The following is a 15,524-nucleotide window of genomic DNA, read 5'->3' as shown; positions in this document are numbered from 1 at the left end:
CGGGACGACACCGCGCGAGGAGACCCCCATGAGCCCCTACCCCACGCTGCTGAGCCCGCTGGACCTCGGATTCACCACCCTGCCCAACCGGGTGGTCATGGGGTCGATGCACACGGGTCTCGAAGAGGCCGAGAACGGCTTCGAGCGGATGGCCGCGTTCTACGCCGAGCGCGCCCGCGGCGGCGTGGGCCTCATCGTCACGGGCGGCATCGCGCCGAGCGAGCGCGGCTGCTCCGCGCCCGGCGGTGCCAAGCTGACCACCGAGGCGGAGGCCGAGGAGCACGCCCTGATCACCTCGGCGGTGCACGCGGCGGGCGGCCGGATCGCGATGCAGATCCTGCACTTCGGGCGGTACGCGCACCACCCGGACCTGGTGGCGCCGAGCGCGCTCAAGGCACCCATCAGCGGCTTCACCCCGCACGCGCTGACGGACGAGGAGGTCGAGGAGACGATCGAGGAGTTCGTCCGCGCCGCCGTCCTCGCCCGGCGGGCCGGCTACGACGGGGTCGAGATCATGGGCTCCGAGGGCTACCTCATCAACGAGTTCGTCGTGGCGGAGACCAACCACCGCACCGACCGCTGGGGCGGCTCGTACGAGAACCGCATGCGCTTCCCGGTCGAGATCGTGCGCCGGGTGCGCGAGGCCGTCGGCGACGACTTCATCCTGATCTACCGGCTCTCCATGCTCGACCTGGTGCCGGACGGTTCGACGCTGGAGGAGGTCGTGTGCCTCGCCCGCGCGGTCGAGGCGGCCGGGGCGACCATCATCAACACCGGTATCGGCTGGCACGAGGCCCGCATCCCCACCATCGCGACCTCGGTGCCGCGCGGCGCGTTCACCTGGGTGACGGAGAAGGTGCGCGGCTCGGTCTCCGTACCGCTGGTGACGAGCAACCGCGTCAACACCCCGGAGGTCGCCGAGGAGATCCTCGCCTCGGGCCGCGCGGACATGGTGTCGATGGCCCGGCCCTTCCTCGCCGACCCGGAGTTCGTGGCGAAGGCCGCGGCCGGCCGCTCCGACGCCATCAACACCTGCATCGGCTGCAACCAGGCATGCCTGGACCACGTGTTCAGCCTCAGGGTCACGTCCTGCCTGGTCAACCCCCGGGCCTGCCACGAGACCGAGCTGGTCCTCTCCCCCACCCGGACCCGCAAGAGCGTCGCGGTCGTCGGCGCGGGACCGGCCGGGCTCGCCTGCGCGGTCACGGCGGCCGAACGCGGCCACGCGGTCACCCTCTTCGACGCGGCCGACGAGATCGGCGGCCAGCTCAACGTGGCGCGCCAGGTGCCCGGCAAGGAGGAGTTCGACGAGACGCTGCGCTACTTCCGTACCCGGCTGCGCGAGCTTGAGGTCGACGTACGGCTCGCCACCCGCGCCGACGCGGGCTCCCTCGGCGGTTACGACGAGGTGGTCCTCGCCACCGGCGTCGAGCCGCGCACCCCGCCGATCGAGGGGGCCGGCCACCCCAGCGTGGTCGGCTATCTGGACGTGCTGCGCGACAGGGCGCCGGTCGGCGACCGGGTCGCGGTGATCGGGGCGGGCGGGATCGGCTTCGACGTCGCCGCGTTCCTCACCGACTCCGGGGAGGGGACGAGCCAGGACGCCGAGGTCTTCCTGCGCAGCTGGGGCGTGGACACCACCTACGCGCACCGGGGCGGGCTCCGTCTGCCGGAGCGCCCGCGGCCGCCGCGCACGGTCCACCTGATCCAGCGCAAGGCGACCAAGGTCGGGGCGGGGCTGGGGAAGACCACGGGGTGGATCCACCGCACCGAGCTCCGTCACCGGGGCGTCACCATGATCGCGGGCGCCTCCTACGACCGGATCGACGACGCCGGGCTGCACCTGACCGTGGACGGCGAGCAGCACGTCCTGCCGGTCGACACGGTCGTGCTCTGCGCGGGCCAGGAACCGCGCCGGGAGCTGTACGAGGAGCTGGTCGCGGCGGGCCGGCCGGTGCATCTGATCGGCGGCGCCGACGTGGCGGCGGAACTCGACGCCAAGCGGGCCGTCCGGCAGGGCACGGAGCTGGCCGCCGCGCTCTGAGCCGGTCCTCCCTCCGCCCGCGTTCGTAGGATGCACCCCATGTCACTGCCGCACGCGATCCTCACCGCTCTGCTGGAGAAGCCGTCGTCCGGGCTGGAACTGACCCGCCGGTTCGACCGGTCGATCGGCTACTTCTGGCCGTCGACGCACCAGCAGATCTACCGCGAGCTGGGCAGGCTGGAGCAGGCAGGGCGGATCAGGGCCCTGTTGCCCGACCAGCCCGCGAGGGGCAGCAAGAAGGAGTACGAGGTGCTGCCGGCGGGCCGCGAGGAGCTGACGGCCTGGGTGGCGCTCCCCGAGGACCCGAGGCCGGTCCGCGATCCGCTGCTGCTGCGGATGCGGGCGGCGGCGGTCGTCGGGGCGCCCGGGCTCGGCGAGGAACTCCGCCGTCATCTGGAGCTGCACCGGCGGCAGCTGGCGGAGTACCTGGAGATCGAAGAGCGGGACTTCCCGCCGGAGCGCAGGACGGGCCAGGACGACCGGCTCCGCCATCTCGTGCTGCGCGGCGGCATCGACCTGGAGAGCTTCTGGATCACCTGGCTGACCGGCGCGATCGAGGGTCTCGACGGTCCGGACGGACCCGTGTAGGGCGGAGCCCCGCTCCACCGCGCGCGCTCCTGCCCGCGCGCCCGCGTGAGGCGTGCCGGCGGCGCCCCCCGGAGCGGCGTTCACGCCCTCCCGCGCGTGCCGCGGGCCGTCCTAACCTGGGGCCGTCGGATCGGCCCAGTCCCAGGGAGGTGCGTGTGAGCGCGTACGACGAACTGATCGAAGCCGAGAACCCCGTGCTCTACCTCCGGCTGGGCGGCGCCGGTACGGAGCTGTCCCCGGGCGGCCCGCGGGCCGTGTTCCACGGCTCGCCGTCCCACAGCCATCTGCCCAACGGCGACAGCGCCACCCTCTTCGACGGGACCCCCGCCCAGTACGTCGAAGTCCCCGACGACCGTTCCCTGTCCGTGTCGACGACGGGGGTGCTGACGGTGGAAGCGTGGTTCCGTCCCGACACCCTCACGTTCCCGGCGAGCGAAGGCACCGGATACGTGCACTGGCTGGGGAAACTCACCTACGCCACGGTCAACCAGGCCGAGTGGACGGCGCGCATCTACAGCGCCGACAACACCGAGGGCCGGGCCAACCGCGTCTCCGGTTACGCCTTCAACCCCGCCGGGGGCCTGGGCGCGGGTTCCTACTTCCAGGACACCCTGTATCCCGGGGAGTGGATCCACTACGCGCTGGTGATCAGCACCGCTCCCGCCGGCCCCTCCTACCCGACCGGTTACACGAAGATCTACCGGGACGGGACGCTGCGCGACCAGGACGCGCTCGCCGACTACTCGATCGTGCCGGGCGACACCCCGTCCCCCGTACGCATCGGCACGGCGAGCCTGAGGTCCTTCTTCCTGGGTGCCATCGGCAAGGTCGCCGTCTACCCGCGCGAACTGACCGCCGAGCGTCTCCTCGCCCACCACGCCGTCATGACCGGCTCCTGAAACGCGCCGGGGCGGGCCGGGAGCGTCCCCGGAGCGGGGCGGCCCGTGTGGGACGGTCCGGTCAGCTTCCGGCGGCGGCAGCGGGTTCGGGGCTGTCGGCCACCGGTCGCTCCAGGGTCCTGGGACTCCCGATGACCGTGCGCCGCCAGACTCCGGCTCTCCGGCGGGCACCGGGCGCGGCGGATACGGAGGAGACCGGATGGCGGCCCGGTACGGCGACGGGGGCGGGCACGGACGCGGGTGCGGACGCGGGCAGGGGGCGGACCGGCACCTCCGTGTCCGGCACCGGTGCGGGCCCCTGTTCCCCGGCCGGGCCCGGGCTCTGCGCCTCGGTCTGCGCCTCGGTCCGCATCTCCGACTGCGCCCTGCTCAGCAGGATCACTCCGCACGCGGAGAGCGCGATGCCCGCGACCGCCGGGATCAGGCTGAGGGGGCCGCCCTGGAGGCGCTCGCCGAGCAGGACCATCCCGATCACGGCGGCGGCCACCGGGTTGGCCAGGGTCAGTACGGCGAGCGGCGCACCCAGACCGTCGCGGTACGCGGTCTGGGAGAAGACCAGCCCGCCCATGGAGAAGGCGGCGACCAGCAGGGCCACGACCACGGTGCGCGGGGTCAGCACGGCACCCGAGGAGTGCGCGGTGAGGGCGACCGTCAGGGTCTGGGTCAGCGCGGAGGCGACTCCGGAGGTGATCCCGGAGGCGGCCGCGTGGCGCAGGCCGGGGCGGGCTCCGGGCCGGCCGAGGCCGGACACCACGGCCAGCGTGACCGCCCCGACGCCGAGGGCTTCCCCGAGGCCGAGGGTCTCGTGCGGGGCGGCGCCGCCCGCCGCCGTCAGCAGTGCGGCCAGTCCGACGAGGGTGAGGACCGTGCCCCGCCACTCACTGCCGCTGACCTTGCGGCCCGCGGTGCGGGCGCCGAGCGGTACGGCGGCCACCAGGGTGAGCGCGCCGAGCGGCTGGACCAGGGTGAGCGGCCCGTACTTCAGGGCGGCGACGTGCAGCAGGGCCCCGGTGGCGTTGAGTCCGACCGACGCCCACCAGGCGCCGCGTCCGAGCAGCCGGAGTCCGCCGGAGCCGGGTTCGGTGCGTCCGGCGAGCCGGGACTGGGCCACGGCCGCGGCCGCGTAGGCCACCGCGGAGACGAGGCAGAAAAGGATGGCGATCAGCGTGGCGTTCACCGTCCGGCTCCCGGGGTGGTGAGGGTCTGCTGCGGGGCGGACGCGCCACCGGCGTACGCGGAGCTTCCGCCGTACGCGGCGCTTCCAGCGGGGACGGGGACGCCGCCGGCGTAGGCCGGGTGGCTCGCGGTGGGGGCGGCGAATCCGGCCGCGGTGGCGGAGGGCCACGGGCCTCGGAGCCGTACCGCCCGGGAGGGCAGGTGCAGCGGGATCGCGGCCAGCGCGAGGGCGAGGAGGGCCGAGACGACGAGGGAGTCGAGCCAGTAGTGGTTGGCGGTGCCCACGATCACCAGCAGGGTGACGAGCGGGTGGGCCAGCCACAGCCAGCGCCACCGGGAGCGGCCTGCGGCGACGAGTCCGATGGCGACCATGAGGGCCCAGCCGAAGTGCAGCGACGGCATCGCGGCGAACTGGTTGGCCATGGTGTCGGTGGTGGGCGTCGCGCCGTAGACCGTCGGTCCGTACACCTGGCCGGTGTCGACCAGTCCTGCGGCGGCCAGCATGCGCGGCGGGGCCAGCGGGAAGAGGAGGTGGAGCGCGAGGGCGGCGCCGGTGAGCGCCGCGAGTATTCGGCGGGACCAGACGTAGTGGTGGGGATGGCGCCAGTACAGCCAGACCAGGAACAGCACGGTGGCCGGGAAGTGGACTGCCGCGTAGTAGGTGTTCGCCAGGTGGATCAGGGTCTCGCTGTGCAGCAGGACCCCCTGGACGTCACCTTCCCCGGGCAGACCGAGCGCCCGTTCGAAGTTCCAGACGTGTCCGGCGTTGCGGAAGGCCTCGTCGACATGACCGCTGGCCGCTTGGCGGCCGAGCTTGTAGACGAGGAAGAGCCCGACGACGAGCAGGAGTTCGCGGACGAGGGGCGGGCGGGCCGACGCTTCCGGCTCCCGTTCCACAGGCGTTCTGCGGGCGTACATCACCCGTGCCCCTTTACTGACGTTGCGGTGGTGCCTGGGCATGGTCCAGTCCACACCCGATCGATACGCCAGTGTACCGATACGCAAACGTATCGGTACACTGGCGTATCGAAGCGTTGTACTGCCAAGTCCCAGGAGGAACGAACCGTGCCGACCCGGGACTCCGTGCAGGAAACGGACAACAAGCAGGAGAAACAGGAAAATCCGGCCCCCGGAACACCGGAGTCGGCGGCACCCTCACCCCGGTCGCCTAGGTCGAAAATCACACCGGAGCGGGCCCAGGAGCTGTACGCGGCGGTACTGGAGCTGCTCCGCGAGAGCGGGTACGAATCCCTCACCATGGAGGGCGTCGCGGCGCGGACCCGCTGCGGCAAGTCGACGCTCTACCGGCAGTGGGGATCGAAGCCCGAGCTGGTTGTCGCGGCGCTCCACAGCACCCGGCGCGGGTCGCTCACCCACATCGACACCGGCTCCCTGGCGAGTGACCTGCTGGCTGCGGCGCGGGCGATCGGCGCGCGCTCCGGCCTCGACACCACCCTGGTGCACGCCTTGAGCCACGCCGCCCTGCAGAGCCCGGAGCTGCTCTGCGCGATGCGCGAGTCCCTCGTACTGCCGGAGATCGCGGCGATCGAGACCATGGTCCGCAGAGGCCGGGAGCGCGGCGAGATCGCCCCCGACTGCGCGACCGCCGAGTACGTCGCGGCCCAGCTGTTCGGCATGGTGCGCGTACGGCCGCTGCTCGACAGCCGGCACGCGGACGCGGAGTACCTCGTACGGTTCACGGAGAGGGCCATCCTGCCCGGGCTCGGACTGGAGACTCCTCCGGACGAGCCCTGACGAAGCGTGGGCCGTCCATCCCAGCGGAGGGAACGGCCCGCTCGCGTCGCACCGTGGGGACGGGGGCGGCGCACCCCGACGGCCGGCGACTTCCACCGAAGGCGCCGGCCGTTCGCGTACCCCGGAACACCCGGTCCCCTCGACCCATTTTCGTCCCCTTGACGATATCCCCTCGCCCCCTTATCGTCTCTCATTGTCGTCACCCTGACGAGAAACGGAAGGGGCCGTTCTCATGGCCGACATCACCCGGCGCTTCGGCTGGCGCCATCTGCGCTCCGCGCCCACCGCCCACATCCGCCACCACAAGCGCGGCGTGCTCACCCACGACGGCCCCGGCCTGAGCTTCTGGTACCGCTCGCTGAGTGCCGCGCTCTCCGAGGTACCGGTGGACGACCGGGAACTGGCGATGGCGTTCCACGCCCGTACCGCCGACTTCCAGGACGTGACCGTGCAGGCCACCGTCACCTACCGGGTCAGCGACCCCGCGCTGGCGGCGGCCCGTCTGGACTTCTCGGTGGACCCGGACACCGGTGTGTGGCGCGGCTCCCCGCTCGACCAGATCGCGACCCTCCTGACCGAGACCGCGCAGCAGCACACCCTGGACGCGCTGGCCCGCACCCCGCTCGCCACCGCGCTCGTGGACGGGGTGGCCCTGGTGCGCGAGCGGGTCTCGGCCGGCCTCGCCGCCGAGCCCCGGCTGCCCGCGACGGGGATCGACGTGGTGGCGACCCGGGTCGTGGCCATCCGCCCCGAGGCAGAAGTGGAACGCGCCCTGCGCACCCCCGCCCGCGAGCAGATCCAGCAGGAGGCCGACCGGGCCACCTACGAACGCCGCGCGGTGGCGGTCGAGCGGGAACGCGCCATCGCCGAGAACGAGCTGGCCAGCCAGATCGAACTCGCCCGCCGGGAGGAGCAGCTGGTCGACCAGCGGGGCACCAACGCCCGCCGGGAGGCCGAGGAGAAGGCGGCGGCCGACGACGTCCGGGCCCGCGCCGAGGCGTCCCGCGCGGTGCGCCTGGCCAAGGCGGAAGCGGAGTCCGCACGGGAGACGGGCGCGGCCCGGGCCGACGCGCAGGCGGCCTGGCTGCGCGTCCACGGCGAGGTCGACGCGGCCACCCTGCACGCCCTCGCGGCGACCAGGCTGGCCGAGAACCTGCCGCACATCGACAGCCTCACCCTCTCCCCCGACGTGTTGACCGGACTGCTCGCCCGCCTCGGCCGCCCCGGCGGCGGGACACCGGCGTGAGCCTCGCGCCCCGTGCCGTCCTCGTGCACCGGACCACGGAGTACGAGGAGTTGCTCGCCCGGCACGGTACGCACGGCCAGGCGGCGTTCTTCCTCTCCAGCCGCGGACGTTCCCTGGACGAGGTGGCGGCCCGCCACCACCGGATGCGGCGGGCGCTGGCCGACGTGGCGTCCGCCGTGCCGCTCACCTGGCGCCGCTCCCGGGTGGAACGCGCCGACCTGGACCGCTTCCTCTTCGGGCCGGAGGACGTGGTGATCGTGGCCGGGCAGGACGGGCTGGTCGCCAACGCGGCGAAGTACCTGGCCGGCCAGCCGGTGATCGGCATCGACACCGAACCCGGGCGCAATCCCGGGGTCCTCGTGCGCCACCGCGTACGCGACACCGGAGCGCTGCTCCGCGCGGCGACCGTGCCCGGGGCCGGCGGCCGTGCGGACGAGCTGACGATGGTGGAGGCGGTCGCGGACGACGGCGAACGGCTGGTGGCCCTGAACGAGATCTACCTCGGGCCCCCGGGCCACCAGACCGCCCGCTACCGGATCGGCCCGGACACCGGGGCCGCCACTCCCTCCGGTGCCGGTGCCGGTGGTGGTGCCGGTGGTGGTGCCGGTGGTGGTGGTGCCGGTGGTGGTGCCGGGGAGGCTCAGGCGTCCTCGGGCGTGCTGGTCGGCACGGGCACGGGCGCCACCGGCTGGCTCCGCTCCCTCTGGCAGGAACGCGGCAGCAACCTGCGGCTGCCCGCCCCCTCGGACCCCCGACTGCTCTGGTTCGTCCGGGAGGCCTGGCCGTCACCGGTGACGGGGACGTCGCTGGTCGCCGGGGAGCTGGGGCGCGGCCAGGGCCTGCGGCTGACGGTGGAGTCGGACCGGATGGTGGTGTTCGGCGACGGGATGGAGTCCGACGCGCTGGAACTGACCTGGGGCCAGGCCGTGCGGCTCGGCATGTCCCCTACCTCCCTGCGGCTGATCGGCTGAGCGCGGCCGGCCATGCGGGGCGGACCCGCCGCCGCCCCGCACTCCAACTCCCCCTGCCTGAGCGGAAGTACCGTGCCGAATGCCGTTGCGGATTGAGCAGGACACGGACCGGGCCTGACGGGTCTCACCGGGCGCGGCCCACCGCGACGGGTTCGGCCCCGTCGCATCGCGCGGCGGGGCCGAACTCTGGTCGTGGCAGGTCAGGCACGTCAGGAGACCGTCCCACGCTCCGCGGTGCAGTGCGCGGATTGCGCCCCGCACGAGCAGAGCAGGGCGCGGGGAGCGTGGGAGAGACGCCGGACGGTTCGTCAGGTCTGAGGCTTCTTGCCGTGGTTCGCGGGGTGCTTGCGGCGAGCCTTCTTCTTACGCCGACGCTTCGAGGACATGGCCACCTCCAGCAGGATCGGGACCGTCGGGAAGCTGATTTTCCGACGGCTCCATGGTCCCAGGACCGGGCGGGCGGCGCGATTCGAAGCCACCGGCGCCCGTCCCGCCGTGGTGCCGGAGGCGGGGCTGAAACGGCCCTGACAAGCCTCGGTCCCGTACGTCTCCGTACACATCGCCCGTCCCCCTTCCGACCCCTTACGGCTTTCGCGGTTCCTTCCCGTTCCGGTCCCGATTTCGGACTTGTTCCGCGACGTCGAGGTTCGAAAGGCGCGGGACCGAGCAGGCGACAGACATGGACTCTCTCCCGCGCACCCCCGCACCGTCAGCCGTCCGCTCCCCCGCTCCTGGGCCCCGTACGCGTACGCCGCGTTCCGGCGGATTCCGTCGGCTCGGAGTCGTCCCGGTCCTGGCGGCCTCGTTCGCCCTCGCCGCCGCCGGTTGCGGCGGCAGTGGCTCCACATCGTCCGAACCGGCCGGCGCGAGCAGTTCCATGGCAGGGGGCGCCACACCCGAGGCGCCCGGTAACTCCGCCGAACCCACGGCGGGCAGCCCCTCGGCTTCGGCCACCGGCCCCGCCCCCTCCGGACCGTCGGAGCCTTCCGCGTCTCCGGCTGCCTCCACCGCCTCCGGAGCCGGTGGGGCGAGTGCCTCCCAGCGGTGCGCGGCCGAGACGCTGACCATGAGCCTGTCTCCCGCCGATGCCGGTGCCGGCCAGGTCTACTACCGGCTCACGTTCACGAACACGTCCAAGGAGGCCTGCACGTTGACGGGCTACCCCGGTGTCTCGCTGATCCGGCGCGACGGCAGTGCGGTCGGCGTGCCGGCCACGCACGAGGGAAAGGCCGGTACGCGTACGGCGATCGGCCCCGGCGGTACGGCCGAGGTCACCCTCCACACCAACAACGAGGGCGTCTCCGACTCCCCGTGCTGGAGCCGTCCCGACTACCTCAAGGTGTATCCGCCGGGCTCCACCCGGGCGCTCACCCTGCGGACCGCCCAGCCCCTCGTCTGCGGCGACCGGTTCACGACCACCGCCGTGGCGGGCGAGTAGAAGCAGGTGTCCGGCCGGTCGCGGAGGGTCGGGGTGCGGCGTGCGGCGTGCGGTGCGGTGCGCGGCGGGGCGCGGCGCCGGTGTCACAGACCTGCGAGGGTGAGGAGCCGGTGCATCTCCCCGGGCGGCAGGCCGGGGTTGCCGGCCGCCGCGGTCGCGACATGCTCCGACGGGTCGGCCAGCAGGCGTGTCAGGTCGGCGAGCGGAACTCCGGGGTGGGCAGCGACCGTTCGGCGCACCGTCGGATCGGAGTCGGCCGCGAGGGCGCGGAGGAGTCCGACCGGCAGATCGGGGTCGCGCGTGGCCAGTTGTCTCATTCTCGGGTCCGGGTCGGTGGCCAGTCGGCGCAGAACGGCCGGCGGAAGGGGGAATGCGTCGGCCGGACGCCATGACATCCTCTTGGCCGGGCTGTGACTCCGGTCGATGCGTTCGGCGGTCCCGGGGTCGATCCTGTCCCGGGCGTGCAGAGCCATCGTCGTCCGGACGTCGCTCTCCTCGTCGTGGAGAAGCCGGTTCACGAGGTGTTCCGGGAGGCAGTCGGACATCGCGGCCGACGCGCGGAAGCAGGCGTAGGGCGAGTCGACGTGCGGCAGGGGGTCGGCCGTCACCCACGCGAGCCGCAGGGAGCGGAGTTCCGCCCGGGCCAGGCGGTCCGCGATCTCGCGGTCCAGCGCGTCGTCGTCCAGGTCCTGACGGGGGTCGAAGAGCCGGTCGGTCCCAAGTGCGCCGGTCGTGATCCGGGCGTGGATCGCGGCGCGGGCCGGCTGCGGCGTGTCCTGACGGGCGAAGACGCGGACCCGGACGAGCGGGCTGGGGTCCTCGGCGAGGAGGTCACGAACCGACGAGGGGAGTTCGGGATGTGCCGCGAGCTCCCGGCGTACTTCCTCGTCCGGGTCGTGGGCGAGCCCGGAGGCGGTCCCGGTGTCCAGCGCGCTGTGACGTACCGCCCCGGCGCGGGTGCCCGGGTCGGCCAGCAGAGCCGGGACCAGATCGGCGGGCGGGACGGGGTGCGGAAGCCGCGGGTAGTAGGTCGAACAGGCTGCCGCGCGCACCGAGTCGTCGGGGTCGGTCAGGAGAAGGCGGCGCACCGGTTCGGGGGCCTGTGGCCACCACTGGGCGAGCGAGGCCCGGACCTGGGGGGCCGGGTCGGACGCCTGCCGGGCGCGCAGGTCCCCGGGCACGTGGTCGTTCCGCGCGACCAGCTCGCGCACCCCGGGGTCGGGGTTGACGAGCAGTCGCTCGAACAGTTCTCGCGGGGCGTCCGCCGCGGCGACCGCGCAGGCCAACCGGATCCACGGGTCCGGATGCCCGGCGAGCGTCGTCCGGTACGCGTGCGGGAGAGCCCGGTTGCGGGCGAGCGCGCTTGTGAGCCGTACATCGTCGACGGCGACGATCGCGTCGGCCAGGTCGTCGGTCAGATCGGGGCGCCCGGCGATCGCAGTGTGTCCTCGCCGGTGGGCGAGGAAGCGGTGGAACGCTCCGGGCGGCAGCGCGGGGTTGCTCGCGAGGCCGTTCACCACCGCGTCGAGGTGGACGGGGTGTGGGTTGGTGTCCGACATGTCAGGTACCCATCCGCCCCTTCGAGTTGACTGCGTGTCGACCCGTGTCGACCCCGAGTTTCACACAGGGTTCTCTCCGCGTTCCAGCGGGTCTGCGGCGATGTCCGGGTCAGCCGGATGCGCGGCGGCGAGTGGCTGACGTACGACGCGGACGTTCCGCCCACCGGGACGTACGCGCTCGCCGCACGGGTGTCCTCGCCGTACTCCTCGGCAGGTACGTACACCGTCTCCCTCGACGGAGGCGCGGAGAGCGCACGGGTGTCCGTACGCAACACCACCAGCCACAACAAGGAGGTGCAGGTCCGGCCGGAGCCGGTACCCCCGCTCGGGCGGGTGTCCCCGCACGATCAGCGGTGCGGGGTCCACGCCGGACTACCGTGCGGTCAGGCGCACTTCATGTCAGGGTTGAGGAGGGCGAGACCGCTCACCTTGTCCCCGTCGATGGTGAACTCGTATGCCCAGCCCTGCTTTCCGTCGACGGGCACGCGGTACCGTCCGTTGTCGGCCAGGGCGAGGCCGTGGGAACCGTAAGCCTCCTTCAACTCCGCGAGGGTGGACCCGGCGCCGATGTCCGCACCCGTCCGTGCGGCGGCCGGAACCGCGAGTTCGCGCAGCCCGGCGGCGCCGAAGGAGACCCGGCCCTGCGCCAGGAACGCCTTGTCCCGCTCCTCGCGGAGCTTCATGACCTCGGCCTGGGCCTGGGCTGCGTCCGCGATGGCCTTCGTGTCGGCCTGAAGCTGCCCGGCCGCCTCCGACGCGCGTTCGGCGAACTCCGCGGACTCCGCCGCGGAGGCGTTCGGCGGCAGGGTCGGCAGCGGGTCCGACGTGGCGGTGGCTGCCTGGTCGGCCTTCGCGTCGAGATCCTTGAGCTTCGCCTCGGCCTCGGCCTCCGCCGCCATCCGCGAACTGTCCTGAGCGGGCCGGCCGGCGGCTGACCCCGTGAAGGTGAAGTCGGTGCAACCGCCGAGCAGCGAGATCGGCGTCGGCTTCAGTGCCCCGCCGGTCAGCGCGTCGTCCTTGCTCATGCCCGGCGTAAGGCCGCGGTAGCCGTTCTCCGTGAGCACCTCGGCCTTCGGGGAGGTCCCGGCTGCGGGCCGGCCGTTCCCGTCGTCCGAGGAACAGGCGGCCGTACCGGCGGCCATCATGAGGGCCGCCAGTCCGGTGCCGGCTATCCGGGTGACGCGGGCGCCGGACGGTACGAGTCGGGTCACGTTCGTCATCTCTCTCCAGGTGCGGCCTGCGGTCGGCCGCGCAGTGGTCCGAGTGCGCGGTGGCCCGGCCGACATGGCGACTGATGCGGAGGGACGACGGGGCGACTCCCTCGCAGCACGTGCGTTCGGCGCGATGGGTGTCGGCGTACCGTCAGGTCATTCCTGCAGGGTGCAGGCAATGTAGCAGACGTCATGATCATGATCCGCTGGTCGATGGAGCGCGACCTGTGCCAACTGGAGTCCCAGGTCGAGCGCGTGGACCTGGAACGCCCCGGCTGCCGGAAGGCCGTGGACTGATCGGACGGGACTCCACTGCCCCGTGTCCGAACGCCGAGTGCGCCGAGACCACCACGTATCAGCCTGCGGCCCGCCGGCGCGGCCGAGGCCGCGCGCACGCCCTCGCCCTCCAGGCCGCCGGCGTCCCTCAGGCCGTGCGTCCCGACAACTCGTCGGCGCGGGTGGTGATCAGGCGCCGTACGACGATGGAGGAGCGGGACGGCTGGCTGTCCGTGCGCTGCACCAGGCTGACCTGGACCGGCTCGGCATCGGCGAGCGGCAGCCAGGTCAGGTCGCCCGCGGGCTGACGTGTGTCGAAGCGGGCGAGGAGTCCGATCCCGGCACCCCGGGTGACCATGGTCTGCACGGTACGCGCCGACATCGCCTCGACCATCACCTGGGCCTTCGGAAGGTGTTTGCGCAGCCGCTGGTGCAGGACGGTGCCGGGCCTCATGGTGACGATCGGCCAGTGCTCCAGGTCCGCCCAGGTGACCTCGCCGCGCCGGGCCAGCGGGTGGTCCGGCCCGGTGTGGACGCCGAGCGGCGCGGTCATGAGCCGTCGCCGGACGAGTCCGCCGGGTGCGGGTTCGTCGGGCGTGGTGACCACGCCGAGGTCCAGGTCGCCGCTGAGCACCGCGCTCTCGATGTCGCCCGAGGGGCCCTCGCGTACGGAGAACCGCAGGCCGGGGTGGTCCGCGAGCAGCCGCCCGACGACCGGCGCGACGATCGTCTCGACGGTCACCGAACCGCCGCCGATGGACACCCGGCCCTGATATGTCCCGTTGGAGGCGAGCGCCGCCTCGCGCACCGCGTCCTCGGCCGCCACGAGACGGGTGAACGGGCCGATCAGCGCCTCACCGGCCGGTGTGGCGCGTACGCCTCCCGGACTCCGGGTCAGCAGGACGACGTCCAACTCTTCTTCCAGCACCGTGAGTTGCTGTCCGATCGTCGGCTGACTGACCCCGCAGGCCACCGCCGCCGACCGGAGGGATCCGGTGCGCAGCGCGGCGAGGAAGTACCGGGCGCGTTCGACTCGCATCGACCCATGTTATTGCCATTGGCTTTCACCTGATCCAGAGGACGGCATCTTCCCGCAGCGTTCGCACCACGACATCGTGACGCGGGTCACGCATCGCCGTGACGTGCTGATTGCTCGTGAAAGGATTTTCCGTGCCCGGACCCCTCAATGGCGTGCGTGTCCTGGACATCTCGACCGTCCTCGCCGGCCCTCTGGCCTCCTCCCTCCTCGCCGAGTTCGGCGCGGAGGTGATCAAGGTCGAACAGCCCGGTACCGGTGACCCCGCGCGCGGCTATCCGCCGCTCGACGACGACGGAGTCTCCGCGGGCTGGGCGGTCGTCGGCCGCAACAAGTCCAGCGTGACGATCGACCTGCACCACCCGGAGGCCGCCGACCTCGTCGGCCGGCTCGCCGCCACGGCCGACGTGGTGGTCACCAACTTCCGGCCGGCGACCCTGCGCCGGTTCTCCATCGACTTCGACGACCTCGTCGCCCGCCGGCCCGACCTCGTCATGGTGCACGTGAGCGCGTTCGGGCGCACCGGTCCGTACGCGGAGCGCCCCGGCTTCGCCCGTGTCGCGGAGGCCTTCGCCGGGCTGACCCACCGCACGGGGTTTCCCGACGGGCCGCCGGTGTTCGCGGGTTATCCGGTCGCCGACGGGGTCACCGGGATCTACGCGGCCTTCGCGGCGATGCTCGCGCTGCGTCAGCGGGACCTGACGGGCGAGCCGCAGCTGGCCGACATCGGCCTGTACGAGCCGCTGCTGCGGATGATGGAGGACTTCATCGTCGACTACGGCGAGACGGGCGAGGTCCGCGAACGCCAGGGCAACGAGAATCCCCACATCAGCCCCAACAACCTCTACCGGACGCGCGACGGGCGCTGGCTGGCCCTGCCGGCGTCGACCCAGCAGATGTGGCGCAGGCTGGTCGTCGCGATGGACGCGCCGGACCTCGCGGTGTACGGGACGATGTCGGCCCGGATCGAGCACCGCGCGGAGATCGAGGGCCGGGTGGCCGCCTGGGTGGCCGGTCACGACCTCGCCCCCCTGGCCGAACTGCTGGACGAGGCGGGCGTAGCCTGCGGACCGGTGAACTCCGCCGCGGACATCTGTGCCGACCCCCACGTGCGGGCGCGTGGATCGGTGGTCGAGGTGACCGACGAGCACGACGGGCGCACCCGTCTCGTGCAGGGCTCCGCCGGACGGTTCTCCGGATTCGGCCAGACCGTGGACCGCAGCGCACCGCACCTGGGCGAGCACACCCGTGCCGTGCTCGGTGAACTCGGCCTCGGCCCCGCCGCCATCGACGACCTCGCCGTCCGCGGCGTCATCTGATCCAGG

Annotated in this window: 13 protein-coding genes; 8 read left to right on the top strand and 5 right to left on the bottom strand. The window is 73.0% G+C overall.

Annotated features, from left to right (window positions below):
- The first annotated feature begins 28 nt into the window (after positions 1-28).
- The 3 genes from ACWCSV_RS11475 to ACWCSV_RS11465 all read left to right on the top strand — a co-directional run bounded on the left by ACWCSV_RS11475 (position 29) and on the right by ACWCSV_RS11465 (position 3,531).
- Complete coding sequence (locus ACWCSV_RS11475; protein WP_451140901.1) at positions 29-2,044, top strand: oxidoreductase; 2,016 nt, start codon at positions 29-31, stop codon at positions 2,042-2,044.
- A gap of 39 nt (positions 2,045-2,083) precedes the next feature.
- The gene (locus tag ACWCSV_RS11470) at positions 2,084-2,632 is read left to right on the top strand and encodes a PadR family transcriptional regulator (protein WP_451140899.1); all 549 of its coding nucleotides are present in this window, start codon (positions 2,084-2,086) and stop codon (positions 2,630-2,632) included.
- A 155-nt stretch (positions 2,633-2,787) separates the two neighbouring features.
- On the top strand, positions 2,788-3,531 hold the full coding sequence (locus ACWCSV_RS11465; RefSeq protein ID WP_451140897.1) for a LamG-like jellyroll fold domain-containing protein: 744 nt from the start codon (positions 2,788-2,790) through the stop codon (positions 3,529-3,531).
- A 61-nt stretch (positions 3,532-3,592) separates the two neighbouring features.
- On the opposite strand, the gene ACWCSV_RS11460 is transcribed toward ACWCSV_RS11465, so the two are convergent.
- Positions 3,593-4,708, bottom strand: a complete 1,116-nt coding sequence (locus ACWCSV_RS11460; protein WP_451140895.1) for a DMT family transporter — start codon at positions 4,706-4,708, stop codon at positions 3,593-3,595.
- Positions 4,705-5,628 (bottom strand): phosphatase PAP2 family protein, encoded by a 924-nt coding sequence (locus ACWCSV_RS11455; RefSeq protein WP_451141171.1) that lies wholly within the window; start codon positions 5,626-5,628, stop codon positions 4,705-4,707. Before ACWCSV_RS11455 ends, ACWCSV_RS11460 begins: the two co-directional genes overlap by 4 nt.
- A gap of 258 nt (positions 5,629-5,886) precedes the next feature.
- Here ACWCSV_RS11455 and ACWCSV_RS11450 point away from each other — a divergent pair, with 258 nt between their 5' ends.
- From ACWCSV_RS11450 to ACWCSV_RS11435, 4 genes are all read left to right on the top strand, one after another.
- The gene (locus ACWCSV_RS11450; protein ID WP_451141169.1) at positions 5,887-6,462 is read left to right on the top strand and encodes a TetR/AcrR family transcriptional regulator; all 576 of its coding nucleotides are present in this window, start codon (positions 5,887-5,889) and stop codon (positions 6,460-6,462) included.
- Between the two features lie 232 nt (positions 6,463-6,694).
- On the top strand, positions 6,695-7,708 hold the full coding sequence (locus tag ACWCSV_RS11445; protein WP_451140893.1) for an SPFH domain-containing protein: 1,014 nt from the start codon (positions 6,695-6,697) through the stop codon (positions 7,706-7,708).
- A complete protein-coding gene (locus tag ACWCSV_RS11440) occupies positions 7,705-8,679 on the top strand; it encodes a hypothetical protein (protein WP_451140891.1) in 975 nt (324 codons plus the stop codon). Before ACWCSV_RS11445 ends, ACWCSV_RS11440 begins: the two co-directional genes overlap by 4 nt.
- 679 nt (positions 8,680-9,358) lie before the next feature.
- A complete protein-coding gene (locus tag ACWCSV_RS11435; RefSeq protein WP_451140889.1) occupies positions 9,359-10,117 on the top strand; it encodes a DUF4232 domain-containing protein in 759 nt (252 codons plus the stop codon).
- An 83-nt stretch (positions 10,118-10,200) separates the two neighbouring features.
- Here ACWCSV_RS11435 and ACWCSV_RS11430 read toward each other — a convergent pair whose 3' ends face one another.
- From ACWCSV_RS11430 to ACWCSV_RS11420, 3 genes are all read right to left on the bottom strand, one after another.
- Entirely contained in the window at positions 10,201-11,676 is a 1,476-nt protein-coding gene (locus ACWCSV_RS11430) for a hypothetical protein (protein ID WP_451140887.1), read from the bottom strand.
- A gap of 383 nt (positions 11,677-12,059) precedes the next feature.
- Entirely contained in the window at positions 12,060-12,887 is an 828-nt protein-coding gene (locus ACWCSV_RS11425) for a hypothetical protein (RefSeq protein WP_451140885.1), read from the bottom strand.
- Positions 12,888-13,311: 424 nt separating this feature from the next.
- Complete coding sequence (locus tag ACWCSV_RS11420; protein WP_451140883.1) at positions 13,312-14,202, bottom strand: LysR family transcriptional regulator; 891 nt, start codon at positions 14,200-14,202, stop codon at positions 13,312-13,314.
- A 131-nt stretch (positions 14,203-14,333) separates the two neighbouring features.
- Between ACWCSV_RS11420 and ACWCSV_RS11415 the strand changes: the two genes are divergently transcribed.
- Entirely contained in the window at positions 14,334-15,518 is a 1,185-nt protein-coding gene (locus ACWCSV_RS11415) for a CaiB/BaiF CoA transferase family protein (protein WP_451140881.1), read from the top strand.
- Positions 15,519-15,524: the final 6 nt, after the last annotated feature.

The sequence above is a fragment of the Streptomyces sp. NPDC001770 genome (genome assembly GCF_053596135.1).
This window is presented reverse-complemented; position numbering and strand designations above follow the sequence as displayed.

Bases quoted from the DNA above. Each gene is read 5' to 3' on its own strand.
- ACWCSV_RS11475 (WP_451140901.1), top strand. From the start codon at position 29: ATGAGCCCCTACCCCACGCTGCTGAGCCCGCTGGACCTCGGATTCACC.
- ACWCSV_RS11470 (WP_451140899.1), top strand. From the start codon at position 2,084: ATGTCACTGCCGCACGCGATCCTCACCGCTCTGCTGGAGAAGCCGTCG.
- ACWCSV_RS11445 (WP_451140893.1), top strand. From the start codon at position 6,695: ATGGCCGACATCACCCGGCGCTTCGGCTGGCGCCATCTGCGCTCCGCG.
- ACWCSV_RS11435 (WP_451140889.1), top strand. From the start codon at position 9,359: ATGGACTCTCTCCCGCGCACCCCCGCACCGTCAGCCGTCCGCTCCCCC.
- ACWCSV_RS11430 (WP_451140887.1), bottom strand. From the start codon at position 11,676: ATGTCGGACACCAACCCACACCCCGTCCACCTCGACGCGGTGGTGAAC.
- ACWCSV_RS11420 (WP_451140883.1), bottom strand. From the start codon at position 14,202: ATGCGAGTCGAACGCGCCCGGTACTTCCTCGCCGCGCTGCGCACCGGA.